12 protein-coding genes are annotated in these 14946 nt (G+C 68.8%); 10 read left to right on the forward strand and 2 right to left on the reverse strand.

What is annotated here, in order from left to right; genetic code table 11:
- Positions 1 to 130: 130 nt before the first annotated feature.
- Complete coding sequence (locus tag H4O10_RS21855) at positions 131 to 1651, reverse strand: thioredoxin family protein (RefSeq protein WP_044570388.1); 1521 nt, start codon at positions 1649 to 1651, stop codon at positions 131 to 133.
- A 129-nt stretch (positions 1652 to 1780) separates the two neighbouring features.
- Positions 1781 to 2230 carry a GNAT family N-acetyltransferase gene (locus H4O10_RS21860; protein ID WP_012480514.1) on the reverse strand — a complete coding sequence of 150 codons (450 nt, stop codon included), beginning with the start codon at positions 2228 to 2230 and terminating at the stop codon, positions 1781 to 1783.
- A gap of 66 nt (positions 2231 to 2296) precedes the next feature.
- Between H4O10_RS21860 and H4O10_RS21865 the strand changes: the two genes are divergently transcribed.
- The 10 genes from H4O10_RS21865 to H4O10_RS21910 all read left to right on the forward strand — a co-directional run bounded on the left by H4O10_RS21865 (position 2297) and on the right by H4O10_RS21910 (position 14031).
- The gene (locus H4O10_RS21865; protein WP_012480513.1) at positions 2297 to 3232 is read left to right on the forward strand and encodes a TIGR03571 family LLM class oxidoreductase; all 936 of its coding nucleotides are present in this window, start codon (positions 2297 to 2299) and stop codon (positions 3230 to 3232) included.
- A gap of 121 nt (positions 3233 to 3353) precedes the next feature.
- On the forward strand, positions 3354 to 3665 hold the full coding sequence (locus H4O10_RS21870) for a DUF3817 domain-containing protein (RefSeq protein WP_005413704.1): 312 nt from the start codon (positions 3354 to 3356) through the stop codon (positions 3663 to 3665).
- 153 nt (positions 3666 to 3818) lie between these two features.
- The gene (locus H4O10_RS21875; RefSeq protein ID WP_182681067.1) at positions 3819 to 5015 is read left to right on the forward strand and encodes an MFS transporter; all 1197 of its coding nucleotides are present in this window, start codon (positions 3819 to 3821) and stop codon (positions 5013 to 5015) included.
- On the forward strand, positions 5012 to 6205 hold the full coding sequence (locus tag H4O10_RS21880; RefSeq protein WP_012480511.1) for an isochorismate synthase: 1194 nt from the start codon (positions 5012 to 5014) through the stop codon (positions 6203 to 6205). The genes H4O10_RS21875 and H4O10_RS21880 overlap by 4 nt, the downstream gene beginning before the upstream one ends.
- Positions 6202 to 7854 carry an AMP-binding protein gene (locus tag H4O10_RS21885; RefSeq protein ID WP_012480510.1) on the forward strand — a complete coding sequence of 551 codons (1653 nt, stop codon included), beginning with the start codon at positions 6202 to 6204 and terminating at the stop codon, positions 7852 to 7854. Before H4O10_RS21880 ends, H4O10_RS21885 begins: the two co-directional genes overlap by 4 nt.
- Positions 7854 to 8486, forward strand: coding sequence for an isochorismatase family protein (locus H4O10_RS21890; protein ID WP_012480509.1), 633 nt, complete (start codon positions 7854 to 7856; stop codon positions 8484 to 8486). The genes H4O10_RS21885 and H4O10_RS21890 overlap by 1 nt, the downstream gene beginning before the upstream one ends.
- Positions 8486 to 8743, forward strand: a complete 258-nt coding sequence (locus H4O10_RS21895) for a phosphopantetheine-binding protein (RefSeq protein ID WP_044570381.1) — start codon at positions 8486 to 8488, stop codon at positions 8741 to 8743. The genes H4O10_RS21890 and H4O10_RS21895 overlap by 1 nt, the downstream gene beginning before the upstream one ends.
- Complete coding sequence (locus H4O10_RS21900) at positions 8740 to 12630, forward strand: enterobactin synthase subunit F (RefSeq protein ID WP_012480507.1); 3891 nt, start codon at positions 8740 to 8742, stop codon at positions 12628 to 12630. The genes H4O10_RS21895 and H4O10_RS21900 overlap by 4 nt, the downstream gene beginning before the upstream one ends.
- Positions 12621 to 13379 carry a 2,3-dihydro-2,3-dihydroxybenzoate dehydrogenase gene (locus H4O10_RS21905; protein WP_012480506.1) on the forward strand — a complete coding sequence of 253 codons (759 nt, stop codon included), beginning with the start codon at positions 12621 to 12623 and terminating at the stop codon, positions 13377 to 13379. Before H4O10_RS21900 ends, H4O10_RS21905 begins: the two co-directional genes overlap by 10 nt.
- Positions 13380 to 13584: 205 nt before the next feature.
- Positions 13585 to 14031: a transposase gene (locus H4O10_RS21910; RefSeq protein WP_024958589.1), complete on the forward strand. Its 447-nt coding sequence runs from the start codon at positions 13585 to 13587 to the stop codon at positions 14029 to 14031.
- Positions 14032 to 14946 lie beyond the last annotated feature (915 nt).

Consider the following 14946-nt stretch of genomic DNA (forward strand, 5'->3'; position numbering starts at 1 on the left):
ATCGCACCTCAACATTGGTTGAGGTCAAGGGGCGGGATTGAAATGCGTGAAAGGGAGCGGGAGCGGCACTACCAGAACCCGCTTTTCGAACCTCACCGGCGCGCTGACGTGCCCGCTGCCAGCGTTATCATCAACTCAACCAATCCTTGCACGCACCATCCACCTGGTCACCGCATGCCTGCTGCATCCGCTGCTGCAGCCGCGCCAGCGTCTCCGCACCCTGGTGCTTGCCGCTCCACGCCTTCAACTGCCCGGCCAGGCGCTCGAAGCGCTGGCGGGTGCGCTGGTGGTAGCCCGACGGCTGCGCTTCCAGTTCGGCGATCAGTGAGGCGGTGGCCTGCTCGATGCGCGGTGCGTCGTCCGGTGCCAGCTTCAGCAACCCTTCCACGTACAGCACGCCCCACTGCACGCGGGTGGCCGGGCCCTGTGCACCGTCGTAGGCGCGCTTCAACCACTCCAGTGCACCGGCGGTATCGCCGCGCTGCTCGGCCAGTTCGGCCAGCTCGGGCATGTAGTAATACGGCTGTTCGCTGCGCTTCAGCTCGGCCAGCAACAGCGCCTCGGCACCGGCGTCGTCGCCAACCTCGCGCAGCGCATGGACCGCGCTGCTGATCGTGGCCTGGCGCGCATGCGCATCGGTGGCGGCGGCATCGGCAGAGGCCACGCGCTGCTTGACCCGATCAACCAGGGCCGCGGGCAGTGCACCCTTCGGCTGCTGCTGGCGGGCCAGCGATACTTCGGTCAGCGCACGCGACAACGCGTCGTCGGCGCGATCACCGCGCTCGGCATCTGCGCGCTCCAGTGCGACCAGCAGCTGCTGTCCCAGCGTGTTGCTGGTGGCCGGCCCGGCACTGGCCTGCTTGACCAGTTGCACGCCCGCATAGCCCAGCAGCTCCCGGTTGCGGCGCACTTCCGCCGGTTGCGCCAGCACCGCCTGCAGCAGCTCGCGTACTTCGGTGGGTGAGGCATCGGGCTTTTCGGCCGTTGCCAAGGCAAGCAGAGCGAAGCGGCGCTGCAGGGCGGCATCCGGTGCCGCCTTGGACAACTGGCGCAGTACGACCTGGCTCTTGCGCTCGCCGGCGAGGCGGTTGGCGTCCACTTCCCAGCCGTAGTCGCCCAGCACCTGCCAGTCTTCGGCGGCCAGGCGGTCCGGCGTTGCCAACGCGGTGGCCAAGGTGGCGGCGACGGCACTGCGGCGGCCTGCGGCAACGGTCAGTGCACGGGTCAGTTCGGCGGCGTCGTTGCCGCCGGCCACGCGGGTGATTTCGTTGCGCTGTGGGTCCAGCACGATCAGGGTCGGATAGCCGCGTACGCCGAAGCGCTCGCCCCAGGCCTGCGCACCTTCCTCGTCGCCATCCAGATAGACGGGCACGAATTTGCTGGTCAGCGCGATGAAGGCCGGGTCCTTGAACAGGCCGGCCTTGAGCTGGTTGCACGGCGGGCACCAGACCGCGCCCCAGTACAGCAGCACCGGCTTGCCGCTGTCGGCGGCTTCGGCGAAGGCATCGTCCACATCGCCCTGGCGCCAGGCGATGGCGGACGCCGGCGCGGGTGCCTCAGCGGAGTTGGCGGTGGAAACCGGGGCCGGGGTGCAGGCGCTCAGCGCCGAAGCCAGCAGCAACACGGAAAGCGCGACGCGCATCGGCAGCATCTCGAAGGGCAGGGTGACAGGCCATTGTAGGAACCGCCGGGGAGCCCGCTGATTCAGTTTGCTCATGACGGGCGTGCTGCAGGGCATGACGCCCACCGGGCATTGCCGGGCAACGCCGGGCGGATGCCTTCAGGCCGCTGCCCGCACCATCTGCTGATACACCAACCCATTGAACTCGCCGACGTCACCGTCCAGCGCAAAGCCATAGCGCAGGTAGGTCGGTACTGCATTGAGCGAGGCGCGCACGGTCAGGACCGGCTCGCGCACCTGTGGAAGCACCGCCTCGAACAAAGCATGGCCGATGCCCTGGCCCTGGCAGGCGGGATCGACGAACAGCATCGCAAGATGCCGACCCTCCTTCAGTTCGATCACGCCGATGACACGGCCGTCCTGCTCGGCCACCAGGATGTGGTTGTCACCGTGCAGGCGCGCGCCGAACGCTTCGGCAGCGGCGACACTGCCGAAGGTGGCGATGCCGGCCGCGCTGAGCGAAGGCGCGACCGCCGCAGTGAACGCGGCCAGGCACACCGCGCTGATCGCAGGCAGGTCATCGACGTGGGCAGGGCGGATCGTCGGCATGCAGTGTTCTTCCGGTAGTGGGCGGCGCGTCATCGTTGCCGCAGGCCTGCACGCTAAGCTGGCGGCATGAGTGATTTCAATCCTGCTTACGCTGCCTTGTTTCCGCAACAGGGCCTGAGCCTGGGCTTGATGACGCCTGTCGCCGCGCATGGACTGGCCGATCCGAATGAGGCGCGGCGCATTGCGCGACTGGCCGATGATCTGGGCTTTGCCGCATTGTGGACGCGTGATGTACCACTGATGGTGCCGCAGGGTCCGGACGCGACAGCAAGCGCGCTGGATGACCCGTTTCTGTGGCTGGGCATGCTGGCTGCCGCGACCGGACGCATCGTGGTCGGCAGCGCGGCCATCGTGCTGCCATTGCGGCAGCCGCTGCAGGTGGCGAAGTCGGCCTTGAGCCTGGACCGGATCAGCGGCGGGCGCTTCGTGCTGGGCCTGGGTTCGGGTGACCGACCGGAAGAGTTCGCCGCATTCGGCGAGGATCTGGAGGGCAGGGCGGCGACGTTCCGTGAGCGCTGGACCTTGTTGCGGGCGGCGCTGTCACCGGAGGCCGATGAGCGGACGGCCGTACTGCAGGCGACGGGTGGCTTCGACGTGCTGCCGGCGTCGGCAACCCGCATCCCGATGCTGGTGGTGGGTACCGCGCGGCAGAGCCTGCAGTGGATCGCGCGCGAGGCCGAAGGCTGGGCCACCTATCACCGCGAGGAGGCCGCGCAGGAAGGACGCATCGGCCTGTGGCAGCAGGCGCTGGTGCAGCGTGGTGGGCCAGCCAAGCCGTTCGTGCAGTCGATGCTGCTGGACCTGCAGGCCGATCCGCAGGCGCCAGCCGAGCCGCTGCCGCTGGGCCTGAAGGTCGGCCGCGATGGCCTGCGTGACTACCTGCTGCGCGTGCATGCGCAGGGCGTGGCGCACGTGATGTTCAACCTGGTCGACAACGGGCGGCCGATGGACGCGGTGCTGCGTGAGATCGGGGAGCACGTTCTGCCACACGCGCTCCGGTAGCTGTCCACCTCGGTGGGCTCCAGCGGTCGCGCACGGCTCGACTCTACATGGGGTTCGCATCTGCGTATCATTCGCATTTGATACCCCCATGCCGGAGCCCCACGTGACCCAACATTCCCCCATGCACCCGACCGGACGTCTGTTCGCCGCGGTCGCTTTCATCGAGGCCGTGACCTGGGCCGGCCTGCTCATCGGCATGTGGATGAAGTACGGCCCGATGGCCAACGTGGCGCTGGTGAAGCTGTTCGGGCCGCTGCACGGCGTGGCCTTCCTGGTCTATGTGGCAGTCACCCTGTTCGCGGCGGTGCGCCTGCGCTGGCCGTGGTGGGCCAGTGCGCTGGCGCTGCTGGCAGCCATCCCGCCGCTGGTGACGCTGCCGCTGGAGTGGTGGTTCAAGCGCCGTGGCCTGCTCGGCCTGCATGCAATGCGCTGAACCCACTGTTGCGCGCCCATTCAAGAGAATGGGTATCAAATGCAAATACGAGCCGTTATCATTTAAGGGTGGCGTCCGGTCCTGAGCAGGGCCGGTGCCGGGCGGGGTGCGCAGGCGTGCCCGGCCATCCTTTCCTGTTACGGCTGGTGTTCCATGCACGCACGTCCCGTCGTTCCCGGCTTGCCGGCGCTGGTGTTGGCTGCCCTGATCGGCACCATGGCGATGATGTCCTTCGTCGCCGTGATCGGCCCGGTGGTCCGCATGCTCGGCTTGTCCGAGTGGCATGCCGGCCTGTCGGTCACCGCCGCAGGCGTGTTGTGGATGCTGGCCGCGCGCCCCTGGGGCCAGCTCAGCGACCACATTGGGCGCAAGCGCGTGCTGATCCTGGCGATGAGTGCCTATACGGCGGTCTACATCGCACTGGCGGTGTTCATCGACGTCGCCCTGCAGGCGGTGCCGCCGGTACTGGTGTCGGTGCTGGTGCTGGTCGGCGCGCGCGGCTTGATCGAGCTGTTCTACGCGGCCGTGCCGCCCACGGCCGCTGCGCTGATTGCCGACAAGGCACCGACCGGGCAGCGCGCCAGTTTCCTCGCCCGGCTGGGCAGTGCCAACGCGCTGGGCATGGTACTGGGTCCGGCCGCTGCCGGCTGGCTGGCCTATACCAATCTTTCGCTGGCGCTGTACGTGGCCGCGTTGCTGCCGTTGCTGGCACTGGCATTGCTGGCCTGGCGGCTGCCGGCTACACCACCGGTGGTGGGCGCGTCCGCACAGCGCCGCACGCCGATGAGCCGTCTCGACGCGCGCCTGCGCCTGCCGCAGCTGGCAGCGTTCATCGCGATGGTCTCGGTGACCATCGCGCAGGTCACGGTCGGCTTCTTCGCGATTGATCGCCTGGGCCTGGATGCGGCGGCCGGTGCACGCATGGCCGGCATCGCACTTACCGCCGTTGGTGTCGGCCTGATCCTGGCGCAGGCGCTGGTGATGAAGCTGGAGGTGCATCCACACCGCTGGATCGTCCTTGGCGCGCTGATTTCCGGAATTGGCTTTGCTTCGGTGGCGGGCGTGCAGCAGGGCTGGCAGTTGCCGGCGGCGTACGCGTTGGCCGCGTTTGGCATGGGCTTCGTATTCCCCTCGTTCCAGGCGCTGGCCGCCGATGCGGTGGAGGCGCACGAGCAGGGCGCCGCCGCCGGCACCGTCGCTGCCGCGCAGGGGCTGGGCATGGTGGCCGGGCCGATGCTCGGCACGCTGTTGTATCGCGGCGGGCCGAGCCTGCCTTACCTGCTGGTCGGTGCGCTGCTGCTGTTGCTGTGCGCGCTGGCTGCAGCGCATCGGACGAAGGAGACCCCATGAACGATTCCCTGATGCAGGGCGCGTGGCCGGAGGCTGCGCCAGCGTCACTGGACAGCACCGACGACGCGTCGCTGTTCCTGCTGCAGCATGCCGGCCAGCACGTGCATGCACGCGGCTGCCGCGCCACGCTGCCGGCCGGTGCACTGGCGACATTGGCAGAACGCGTCTCGGCGTTCTTTGCCCGGCAGCGTGGCGGCCCGGGCCTGCTGGTTGGCGCAGTGCCGTTCGAACCGCGTGCGGACGATGCGCTGTTCCAGCCCGAGCGCCTGCTGCCGGCACTGGCACTGCAGCCGCAGGCCGCACCGCCGCTGGACGGTTCCCTGAAGGCCGAGCCTGCGCCGCAGGACTATGCGTCAGCGGTTGCAGCGGCGGTGCAGGTACTGCGCGCGCCCGAACTGAACCTCCAGAAGGTGGTGCTGGCGCGCAGCCTGCTGGCACGCACCCGCCAGGCGCTGTCTCCGGACGTGCTGCTGGCACGCTTGGGCGCAGATCCGTCGGTGGCGACCTACGCGGTGCCGTTGCCGGTGGAGCTGGGCCAGGCACCGGCCTGGCTGGTGGGGGCGACGCCGGAACTGCTGCTGCGCAAGCGCGGCGCCGAGCTGTTGTCGCATCCGCTGGCCGGTTCCGCGCGGCGCAGCGCCGATGCCGCCGAGGACGAGCGTGCGGCGCAGGCGCTGCTGGCCTCGGCCAAGGACCACGACGAGCACCGCCACGTGGTCGAAGCCATCGTCGAGGGCCTGGCACCGTACTGCAGCCACATCGATGCGCAGCCGCGCCCGGTGCTGCATGCCACCGCCAGCATGTGGCACCTGGGCACCCGCATCCACGCCACCCTGAAGGATCCGCAGGCGTCTGCCGCCGAACTGCTGGCGCAGCTGCACCCCACGCCGGCAGTCTGCGGTACGCCACGGTTGGCGGCGCTGCAGCGCATCCGCGAGCTGGAACCGGTGCCGCGCGGCTTCTACGCCGGTGCCGTGGGCTGGTTGGACGCGCAGGGTGACGGCGACTGGTACGTGGCGATCCGCTGCGCGCGCCTGCAGGGCACGCAGCTGCGCCTGTATGCCGGTGCCGGCATCGTCGCCGAGTCACACCCCGAGGCCGAGGTGGCCGAAACCGCAGCGAAGTTCGCTGCCCTGTTGAACGCGCTGGGTGTCCATGAATCCGCGCCCGCCATCGAGCCTGCCGCATGAGTACCTCCACTGACTCTTCCCGCCTGCCACTGCAGCAGGTGTGGCCCGACACGCTGGTGGCGCGCTATCGCGAAGCCGGTCACTGGCGTGGCGAGACCTTCCCGGGTTTCCTGCGCGAGCGTGCAGAACGCTACGCCGATGACATCGCGGTAGTCGCCGGCGACGTACGCCTGAGCTATGCGCAGCTGTGGCATGAGGCAGGCCGCATCGGTGCGGGCCTGCTGGCGCTCGGCCTGCAGCCTGGCGAACGGGTGCTGGTGCAGCTGGGCAATACCGCCGGGTTCATCACCACGGTCTGCGGCCTGTTCCGCGCCGGCCTGGTGCCGGTGTATGCGTTGCCGGCGCACCGCATCACCGAGCTGGTCCACTTCGCCAGCAAGGCGGAAGCCAGTGCCTACATCACCACCGCACTGCACGATGGCTTCGATCATCGCGCGTTGGCAAGGGCGCTGCAGGCCGAAGTGCCGGCGGTTCGCCATGTGGTGATCGACGGCGATGCGGCGGAGTTCATCGCGCTGGAGGCACTGCAGGGCGATCGCAGCCAGCTGCCGTCCGATCCGGACCCGCAGTCGGTGGCGTTCCTGCAGATATCCGGAGGCAGCACCGGGCTGTCCAAGCTGATTCCGCGTACCCACGACGACTACATCTACTCGTTCCGCGCCAGCAATGACCTCTGCGGCATCGACCGCGACAGCGTCTATCTGGTCGCGCTGCCGGCCGCGCACAATTTCCCGATGAGTTCGCCGGGCTTCTTCGGCGCACTGTATGCCGGCGCCCGCGTGGTGCTCAGTCCCGGCCCCGGTCCGGATGCGGCCTTCCCGCTGATCGCCCGCGAGCAGGTGACCTGCTGCGGGCTGGTGCCGCCGCTGGCGTTGCTGTGGGCACAGGCCGCCGCCACCAGCAAGCATGATCTGTCCAGCCTGCAGGTACTGCAGGTAGGCGGCGCCAAACTGGTGCCGGAAGCCGCACGACGGGTGATCGATGGCCTTGGCTGCACGCTGCAGCAGGTGTTCGGCATGGCCGAAGGCCTGGTCAACTACACACGGCTGGATGACCCGGAGGAACTGATCGTGGCCTGCCAGGGCAGGCCGATCAGTCCGGATGATGAAGTGCGCGTGGTCGATGATCACGACCAGCCGGTGGCCGAAGGCGAGGTAGGGCATCTGCTCACCCGTGGGCCGTACACCATCCGCGGCTACCACAACGACGCGGTCGCCAATGCGCGCTCGTTCACCGATGACGGCTTCTATCGTACCGGTGACCGTGTGCAGCAGCTGCCCGGAGGCTACCTGGTGGTGCAGGGCCGCGCCGGTGACCACATCAACCGTGCCGGCGAGAAGATCTCCGCCGAAGAGATCGAAGATCACCTGCTGGCCCACCCCGGTGTGTTCGATGCGGCCGTGGTCTCCATTCCCGACGAGTACCTGGGCGAGCGCAGCTGTGCCTTCGTGATTCCGCAGGGCGAACCGTTCAAGGCGCCGGCGCTGAAGTCCTGGATGCGCGGGCGCGGCCTGGCGGCGTTCAAGGTGCCCGACCAGGTCGTGTTGGTCGACAGTTTCGATACCACCGCGGTCGGCAAGATCAGCCGCCGCGAACTGCGCGCGCAGTTGCGTGCGCGTCATCTGCAACAGACAGGAGGAACGCGCTGATGGCGCTGCCCCGTATCACCGATTACCCCTTGCCGACCGCCGCCGAACTGCCGCAGGCACGCGGCCCGTGGCGCCCGCAGCGCGATCGTGTCGCCTTGCTGGTGCACGACATGCAGCGCTACTTCCTGGCCGCATTCGACGCCGGCAATGCACCGCTGCGGCCGGCCGTGGACAACATCGCACGCCTGCTGGCGCATTGCCGCGCGCGCGGTATTCCGGTGTTCTACACCGCCCAGCATGGCGACCAGGATCGCCGTGACCGTGGCCTGCAGGCCGACCTGTGGGGACCGGGCATGCGCCGCAGCGCCGACCATGAACCGATCATCGACGCGCTGGCACCGCAGCCGGGCGAGCACGTGCTGGTCAAGCACCGTTACAGCGCGTTCCAGCGCAGCAACCTGGAGACGCTGATGCGGGTGCGTGGCCGCGACCAGTTGCTGGTGACCGGCGTGTACGCCCATATCGGCTGCACGGCGACCGTGGTCGAGGCGTTCCAGCGTGATATCGAGGCCTTCATTGCCGCCGATGCCGTGGCGGACTTCTCGCGCGCCGATCACGATCAGGCGCTGCACTGGATCGCGCGCACCAGCGGGGTGCCGATGACCACCGACCAGTTGCTGGAGGTGCTGTGATGGCTGCCGCGGGTGAGGTGCTGGATCTGGAGCGCATGCGTGCCGACGTGGCGCGCGTTCTGGAGTGCGAGCCAGCAGGGATCGGTGACGACGACAACCTGATCGACCTGGACCTGGACTCGATGCGCATGCTCGGCCTGGTCCTGGCCTGGGGCAACACCGGCCTGCCGCTGGAGTTCTCGCAGTTGGCCGAGCACACCACGCTGCGCCAGTGGTGGAACGTGGTGCAGACGCTGCAGGCCGCGCAGAACGCATGAACGCCGCTGCGCTGGCCACGCCGGTGGCATTGACCGAGGCCCAGACCGGACTGTGGTTTGCACAGCGGCTGGCGCCGGACAATCCGTCATTCAATACCGCGCACGCGGTGTGGATCGATGGCCCGCTGGACGTGACCGCGTTCGTTGCAGCGGCAGACCAGGCTGCGTTCGAAGCCCATGCCTTTGCGCTGCGCTTTGCCGAAGGGGCCGATGGCCAGCCGCTGCAGTGGTACGACCCGGCACACGTGCCGCTGCTTTCGGTGCGTGATGTGTCCGTCGAGGCTGATCCAGCCGCTGCGGCACGCAGCCTGATGCACGCCGACCGGCTGAGCCCGGTCGACCCCGCCCGCGACCGGATCAGCCAACAGATGCTGCTTGAGCTGGGCGGGCAGCGCTGGGTCTGGTACCTGCGGGTGCATCATCTGGCGGCCGATGGCTATGGCATGGCGCTGTTCACCGATCGCGTGTGCGCGTTGTACGCCGGCCGCATGGGTGAGCCACTGCCGGGGCTGGCGGGCGTGCTGGCCGATGATGCCGCTTATCGTGCCGATCCGCGCCGCGCGCTGGCCGGGCAGTGGTGGCGCGAGCACATGCAGGGCGCACCGGCAGGCGTGGGCCTGGCCGGCACGCTCGCGGCCAGTGACGACGCGCTGCGCTGGGTGCAGCCGCTCGATGCGGCCTTCCGTGAGCAGCTGCTGCAGGCCTCGGTGCGTTGGCTGCAGCCCTGGCCGGATGTGCTGGCCGCGTTGTCGGCCGAGTACCTGCGGCGGATGAGCGCGGCCGATGAAGTGGTGCTGGGCGTGCCCTACATGGGGCGGCTCGGCAACGCGTCGGCGCGGGTGCCGGCGATGGTGATGAATGTGTTGCCGCTGCGCGTGGCGGCCGGCGAGGGCAGCGTGGAGGCCTTCACCCGCGGCCTGGGCCGGAAGCTCAGCCAGGGGCGCAAGCACGGCCGTTACCGCGGTGAGCAGCTGCGCCGGGACCTGGGCCTGGTCGGAGCGCAGCAGCGCCTGCACGGCCCGTTGGTGAATGTGCAGCCGTTCTACAAGCCGCTGGCGCTGGCCGGCGTGCAGGCGACGCTCGAGGTGCTGTGCACCGGGCCGGTGGATGACCTGACGCTGGGCTTCCGTGGCGATGGCCAGGCGCTGCTGGATCTGGAAATCGAGGCCAATCCCGCGCTGTACAGTCGCGAGGATGTCGAGGCGCACGCGGCGCGGCTGCTGCATTTCGTATCGGCGGCGCTGCAGGCTGACGATATCGCAGCCGTGCCCCTGGCGACGCCCAAGGAGGCGCAGCAGGTGCTGCAGGAATTCAATGCCACCGCGCACGCGCTGCCGGAGACGACCCTGGTCGAGCTGCTGCAGCAGGGCATGGATCGGGACCCACACGCGCCTGCGCTGGTGTTCGGCGACGCTGCTTTGGATTACGCAACGCTGGAAGCGCGCAGTTTCGCGCTGGCGGCGCAGCTGCGGGCGATGGATGTCGGCCCGGGCAGCGTGGTGGCGGTGGCATTGCCGCGCTCGCTGGAGCTGGTGATCGCGCTGGTCGCGGTGCTGCGCGCAGGCGCGGCCTATCTTCCGCTGGACCTTGCCCATCCCGATGAGCGACTGGCGCGTATTTTCGCGTCGGCACAGCCGGTGTGCGTACTGGCTGCGGCGGACGTATCGGCGCGCATGGCCGGCGTACCGGTGCTCGCGCCGGAGCAGTGGACGGCGCTGAGCTTCGCCGCGCCGTGGGCCGATCCGGCACCTGACGATGCGGCCTACGTGATCTATACCTCCGGCTCGACCGGCGAGCCGAAGGGCGTGGTCATCGAACATCGTGCCATCGTCAACCGCCTGCTGTGGATGCGCGAGCACTACGGCATCCGCGCCGATGACCGCGTGCTGCAGAAGACCCCGGCCACCTTCGATGTCTCGGTCTGGGAGTTCTTCCTGCCGCTGCTGTGCGGGGCCACGCTGGTGGTCGCCGGGCCGGACGTGCATCGCGATCCCATCGAACTGGCGCGCTTGATCCGCGGGCATGGGATCACCACGGTGCATTTCGTGCCGTCGATGCTCGATGCCTTCCTCGCTGCACCGGCCTCCGAAGGGCTGCAGCTGCGACGGGTGTTCACCAGTGGCGAGGCGCTGGATGCCTCATTGCGCGACCGTTTCCACACGCACGTGCACGCCGAGCTGCACAACCTGTACGGCCCGACCGAGGCGGCGGTGGATGTCAGCTACTGGCCGGCGTCGGCGCAGGATCGCTCGCGGCCGGTGCCGATCGGATTCCCGGTCTGGAACACCCGCCTGTACGTGCTGGACGCGCGGATGCAGCCGGTGCCGGTAGGCGTGGCCGGTGACCTGTACCTGGGTGGTGTGCAACTGGCACGCGGCTATCTCGGTCGCGATGACCTGACTACCGAGCGCTTCCTTGCCGATCCTTTCCTGCCGGGCGAGCGTATCTACCGCACCGGCGACGTGGCACGCTGGCGGCGCGATGGTGCGGTCGAGTACCTGGGCCGCAGCGACCACCAGGTGAAACTGCGCGGCCTGCGCATCGAGCTGGGCGAGATCGAGGCGGCACTGCGCGAGCTGCCTGGCATGGAGCGGGTGGAAGTGCTGCTGCGCCAGGACGCGCCGGGTGATGCCCGGCTGGTGGCCTATGTTCCAGCGGCGTATGCCGACGCCGTGACGCTGCGCAGCCACCTCGCCACGCGTGTGCCGGACTACATGGTGCCCTCGGCCTTCGTTGGTGTGGACCACTGGCCGGTGACCGCCAACGGCAAGCTCGATCGCAACGCGTTGCCGAAGCCACCGCAACTTGAAGTTGCCGGCTTGGCGCCACGCACGCCGCTGGAACAGGAGCTGGCGTTGATGTTCGCACAGGCGCTTGGGCGTGAGGCGCCGGTGGCAGTGGATGCAGATTTCTTCAGTCTCGGCGGTGATTCGCTGTCGGCGGTGCACCTGCTGCTGGCGATCGAGCAGCGCTGGCGCTGCGATCTGGGTCTGGGTGCCTTGTTTGCCCAGCCCACCGTGGCCGCGCTGGCAGTTCGCATTGCCGAGCCGCCCGCGCTGGCCGATCACGCACTGGGGCCAGTGATCGCGCTGGCCGCGACCGACGCTGCCGGGCCCACGCCGCTGTTCGTGCTGCACCCGGCCGGGGGGATCGCCTGGAACTACCGCACCCTGGCCCGGGCACTGCAGCCGGCACGCCCGGTGTATGGCCTGCAGTCGCCGGCCCTGGACGCGCGGCTGCCGCTGCCAAGCAGCATCAAGGCGATGGCCAACGACTACGTACAGCGCGTGGTCGCATTGCAGCCGAAGGGGCCGGTGCATCTGCTGGGCTGGTCGGTGGGTGGCATCCTCGCCCAGGCGATGGCGGTGCGCCTCCACGAGATCGGGCGCGAGGTTGGCGAGCTGGTGCTTCTGGACGCCTATCCCAGCGAGTGCTGGCGGGCCGAGCCGGAACCCGATGCCATCGGTGCATTGCGGGCACTGCTGGCGATTGCCGGTCATGACCCGGATGCGCATCCGGAACTGGACAGCCGTGAACGCATTCTCGCGTTCCTGCGACGTGGCGGTAGTGCACTCGGCAGCCTGCCGGATGTGGTGCTCGATGGCGTGGTGCGCGCGGTGACCGGCACCAATCGATTGATCCGCGAACACATCCACCAACCGTTCGACGGCACGCTGGTGCACGTCCGCGCGGGCCGGGATCACCACGCGCGGCCGCAGCTGCAGTCGGCGTTGTGGCGGACCCACGCGCGCAAGGTGCAGGCGCTGGAACTGCCGTTCCTGCACGCCGAGCTGACCGGCCGCGATGCGGTGGCGCAGCTGGCGCCGTGGTTGTCGGCGCGGTTGCGCCAATGGGACGAGCAACAGGAGATCGCAACATGCAGTTGACCGGTTTTGAAGGCCGCGTGGCGTTGGTGACCGGTGCCGCCGGCGGCATCGGCGAGGCACTGGTACGGCTGTTGGCCGAGGCCGGCTGCACGGTGGTGGCGACCGATCGTGAGGCGCCACACGTGGCCGATACGCGGGTCAGGTCGTTCGCACTCGACGTGACCGACAGTGCGGCCGTCGGCGCCTTGGTGGATCGGGTCGAGTCCAGCATCGGACCGATCATGCTGGCCGCCAGCGTGGCCGGTGTGCTGCACATGGGCGGCGTGACCGAGACCGGCGATGACGACTGGCGCCGGGTGTTCGCGGTGAACACCGACGGCGTGTTCCATGTCGGGCGTGCCTTGGCGCGGGTGATGTCGCCGCGCCAGCGGGGCGTGATCGTTACCGTCAGTTCGAATGCCGCCGGCGTGCCGCGGCACGGCATGGCCGCCTATGCCGCGTCCAAGGCTGCCGCCACCATGTTCACCCGCTGCCTCGGGCTGGAGCTGGCGCCGCTGGGCATCCGCTGCAACATCGTCGCCCCGGGGTCCACGTTGACCCCGATGCAGACCGGCATGTGGCAGGACGAGCGCGGTGCCGAGCGGGTGATCGCTGGCAGCCTGGAGACCTACAAGGCCGGCATTCCACTGCGCAAGCTGGCCACCCCCGAGGACATCGCGCACTCGGTGATGTTCCTGCTCTCCGAGCAGGCCGGGCACGTGGCGATGAGCGACCTGTACGTCGACGGCGGCGCCACCCTGCGCGGCTGAGCCCCGACGGCCGCCTGCCGGCAGTGGTAGTGCCGGCCGCTGGCCGGCAATCCATAGTCCCGGTAGTGCCGGCCGCTGGCCGGCAACCCACAGCTCCGGTAGTGCCGGCCGCTGGCCGGCAACCTCATTCAACTTCAGACATCTCCCAACCTCCATCGAGGCATGGCCCGACAGCCAACGCCCAATGATCGACCCACCATGGCGCATGAGCAGCCATCGCCTCCGTCTGGGCCGTCACTCGATCATCGGCCAGTCCTACGTTCTGACAACCACGACACACCAGCGCCGCCGGCTCTTTGAAAGCGAAGCTGCAGCAGCATGTGTAATCGACCAGTTCCACTACATCGAACAGCGCGGGCTCGTACAGTCACACGCATGGGTCGTCATGCCGGATCACGTCCACTGGATGTTCGAGCTGCGCGCAGCTCACCTTCCCGACATCGCGCGCCGGATGAAATCGTCGAGCGCGCTCGCCCTGAATCGCCTGGTGGGGCGTCGATGTACGGTCTGGCAGTCTGGCTACTTTGATCATGCCGTGAGGGCCGAGGAGTCGCTGGCGCAGCAAGCGCTGTACATCCTGGGGAATCCGGTGCGCGCCGGTCTTGCTGGGCAGATTGGCGAGTATCCGTATGCATGGTCGGTCTGGTTGTGATGCCGGCCAGCGGCCGACACTACCAAAGCAAGGGCGAAGCGCAGCGCAGATTGCGTTCCGGCACACAGAGCAGCCTCGATGGTAGTGCCGGCCGCTGGCCGGCAGCCATGCATCTCCGCGCGGGTCATGGGGTTGCCGGCCAGCGGCCGGCACTACCAGTGAATGTTCAGCGCAGCCATTCACTGTTCAGCGCCGCTTGCGCGCGCCTCGGCCGTGGTCGGTCCGGTTTGATGCCGGCCAGCGGCCGGCACTACCACAGCAAAGCCGAAGCGCAGCGCAGATTGCGTTCCGGCGCACAGAGCACCCTCGGTGGTAGTGCCGGCCGCTGGCCGGCAACCCCATGACCCGCGCGAAGATGCATCGCTGCCGGCCGGCAGCTGGCACTACCAGTCGATGTTCAGCGCGGCCATTCGCTGTTCAGCGCCGCTTGCGCGCGCCTCGGCCGTGGCCGGTCTGGTTGTGATGCCGGCCAGCGGCCGGCACTACCAAAGCAAATGCGAAGCGCAGCGCAGATTGCGTTCCGGCACACAGAGCAGCCTCGATGGTAGTGCCGGCCGCTGGCCGGCAACCCCATGACCCGCGCGGAGATGCATGGCTGCCGGCCGGCAGTCGGCACTACCAGTCGATGTTCAGCACGGCCATTCGCTGTTCAGCGCCGCTTGCGCGCGCCTCGGCCGTGGTCGGTCTGGTTGTGATGCCGGCCAGCGGCCGACACTACCAAAGCAAGGGCGAAGCGCAGCGCAGATTGCGTTCCGGCACTACCAGTGAATGTTCAGCGCAGCCATTCACTGTTCAGCGCCGCTTGCGCGCGCCTCGGCCGTGGCCGGTCTGGTTGTGATGCCGGCCAGCGGCCGGCACTACCAAAGCAAATGCGAAGCGCAGCGCAGATTGCGTTCCGGCACACAGAGCAGCCTC

It is taken from the genome of Stenotrophomonas sp. I18B00994 (assembly GCF_014145825.1).
Lineage (GTDB): Bacteria > Pseudomonadota > Gammaproteobacteria > Xanthomonadales > Xanthomonadaceae > Stenotrophomonas > Stenotrophomonas maltophilia.

Coding starts and splice junctions, on each gene's coding strand:
- H4O10_RS21855 (WP_044570388.1), bottom strand. CDS start 1,651: ATGCTGCCGATGCGCGTCGCGCTTTCCGTGTTGCTGCTGGCTTCGGCG.
- H4O10_RS21860 (WP_012480514.1), bottom strand. CDS start 2,230: ATGCCGACGATCCGCCCTGCCCACGTCGATGACCTGCCTGCGATCAGC.
- H4O10_RS21865 (WP_012480513.1), top strand. CDS start 2,297: ATGAGTGATTTCAATCCTGCTTACGCTGCCTTGTTTCCGCAACAGGGC.
- H4O10_RS21870 (WP_005413704.1), top strand. CDS start 3,354: ATGCACCCGACCGGACGTCTGTTCGCCGCGGTCGCTTTCATCGAGGCC.
- H4O10_RS21875 (WP_182681067.1), top strand. CDS start 3,819: ATGCACGCACGTCCCGTCGTTCCCGGCTTGCCGGCGCTGGTGTTGGCT.
- H4O10_RS21880 (WP_012480511.1), top strand. CDS start 5,012: ATGAACGATTCCCTGATGCAGGGCGCGTGGCCGGAGGCTGCGCCAGCG.
- H4O10_RS21885 (WP_012480510.1), top strand. CDS start 6,202: ATGAGTACCTCCACTGACTCTTCCCGCCTGCCACTGCAGCAGGTGTGG.
- H4O10_RS21890 (WP_012480509.1), top strand. CDS start 7,854: ATGGCGCTGCCCCGTATCACCGATTACCCCTTGCCGACCGCCGCCGAA.
- H4O10_RS21895 (WP_044570381.1), top strand. CDS start 8,486: ATGGCTGCCGCGGGTGAGGTGCTGGATCTGGAGCGCATGCGTGCCGAC.
- H4O10_RS21900 (WP_012480507.1), top strand. CDS start 8,740: ATGAACGCCGCTGCGCTGGCCACGCCGGTGGCATTGACCGAGGCCCAG.
- H4O10_RS21905 (WP_012480506.1), top strand. CDS start 12,621: ATGCAGTTGACCGGTTTTGAAGGCCGCGTGGCGTTGGTGACCGGTGCC.
- H4O10_RS21910 (WP_024958589.1), top strand. CDS start 13,585: ATGAGCAGCCATCGCCTCCGTCTGGGCCGTCACTCGATCATCGGCCAG.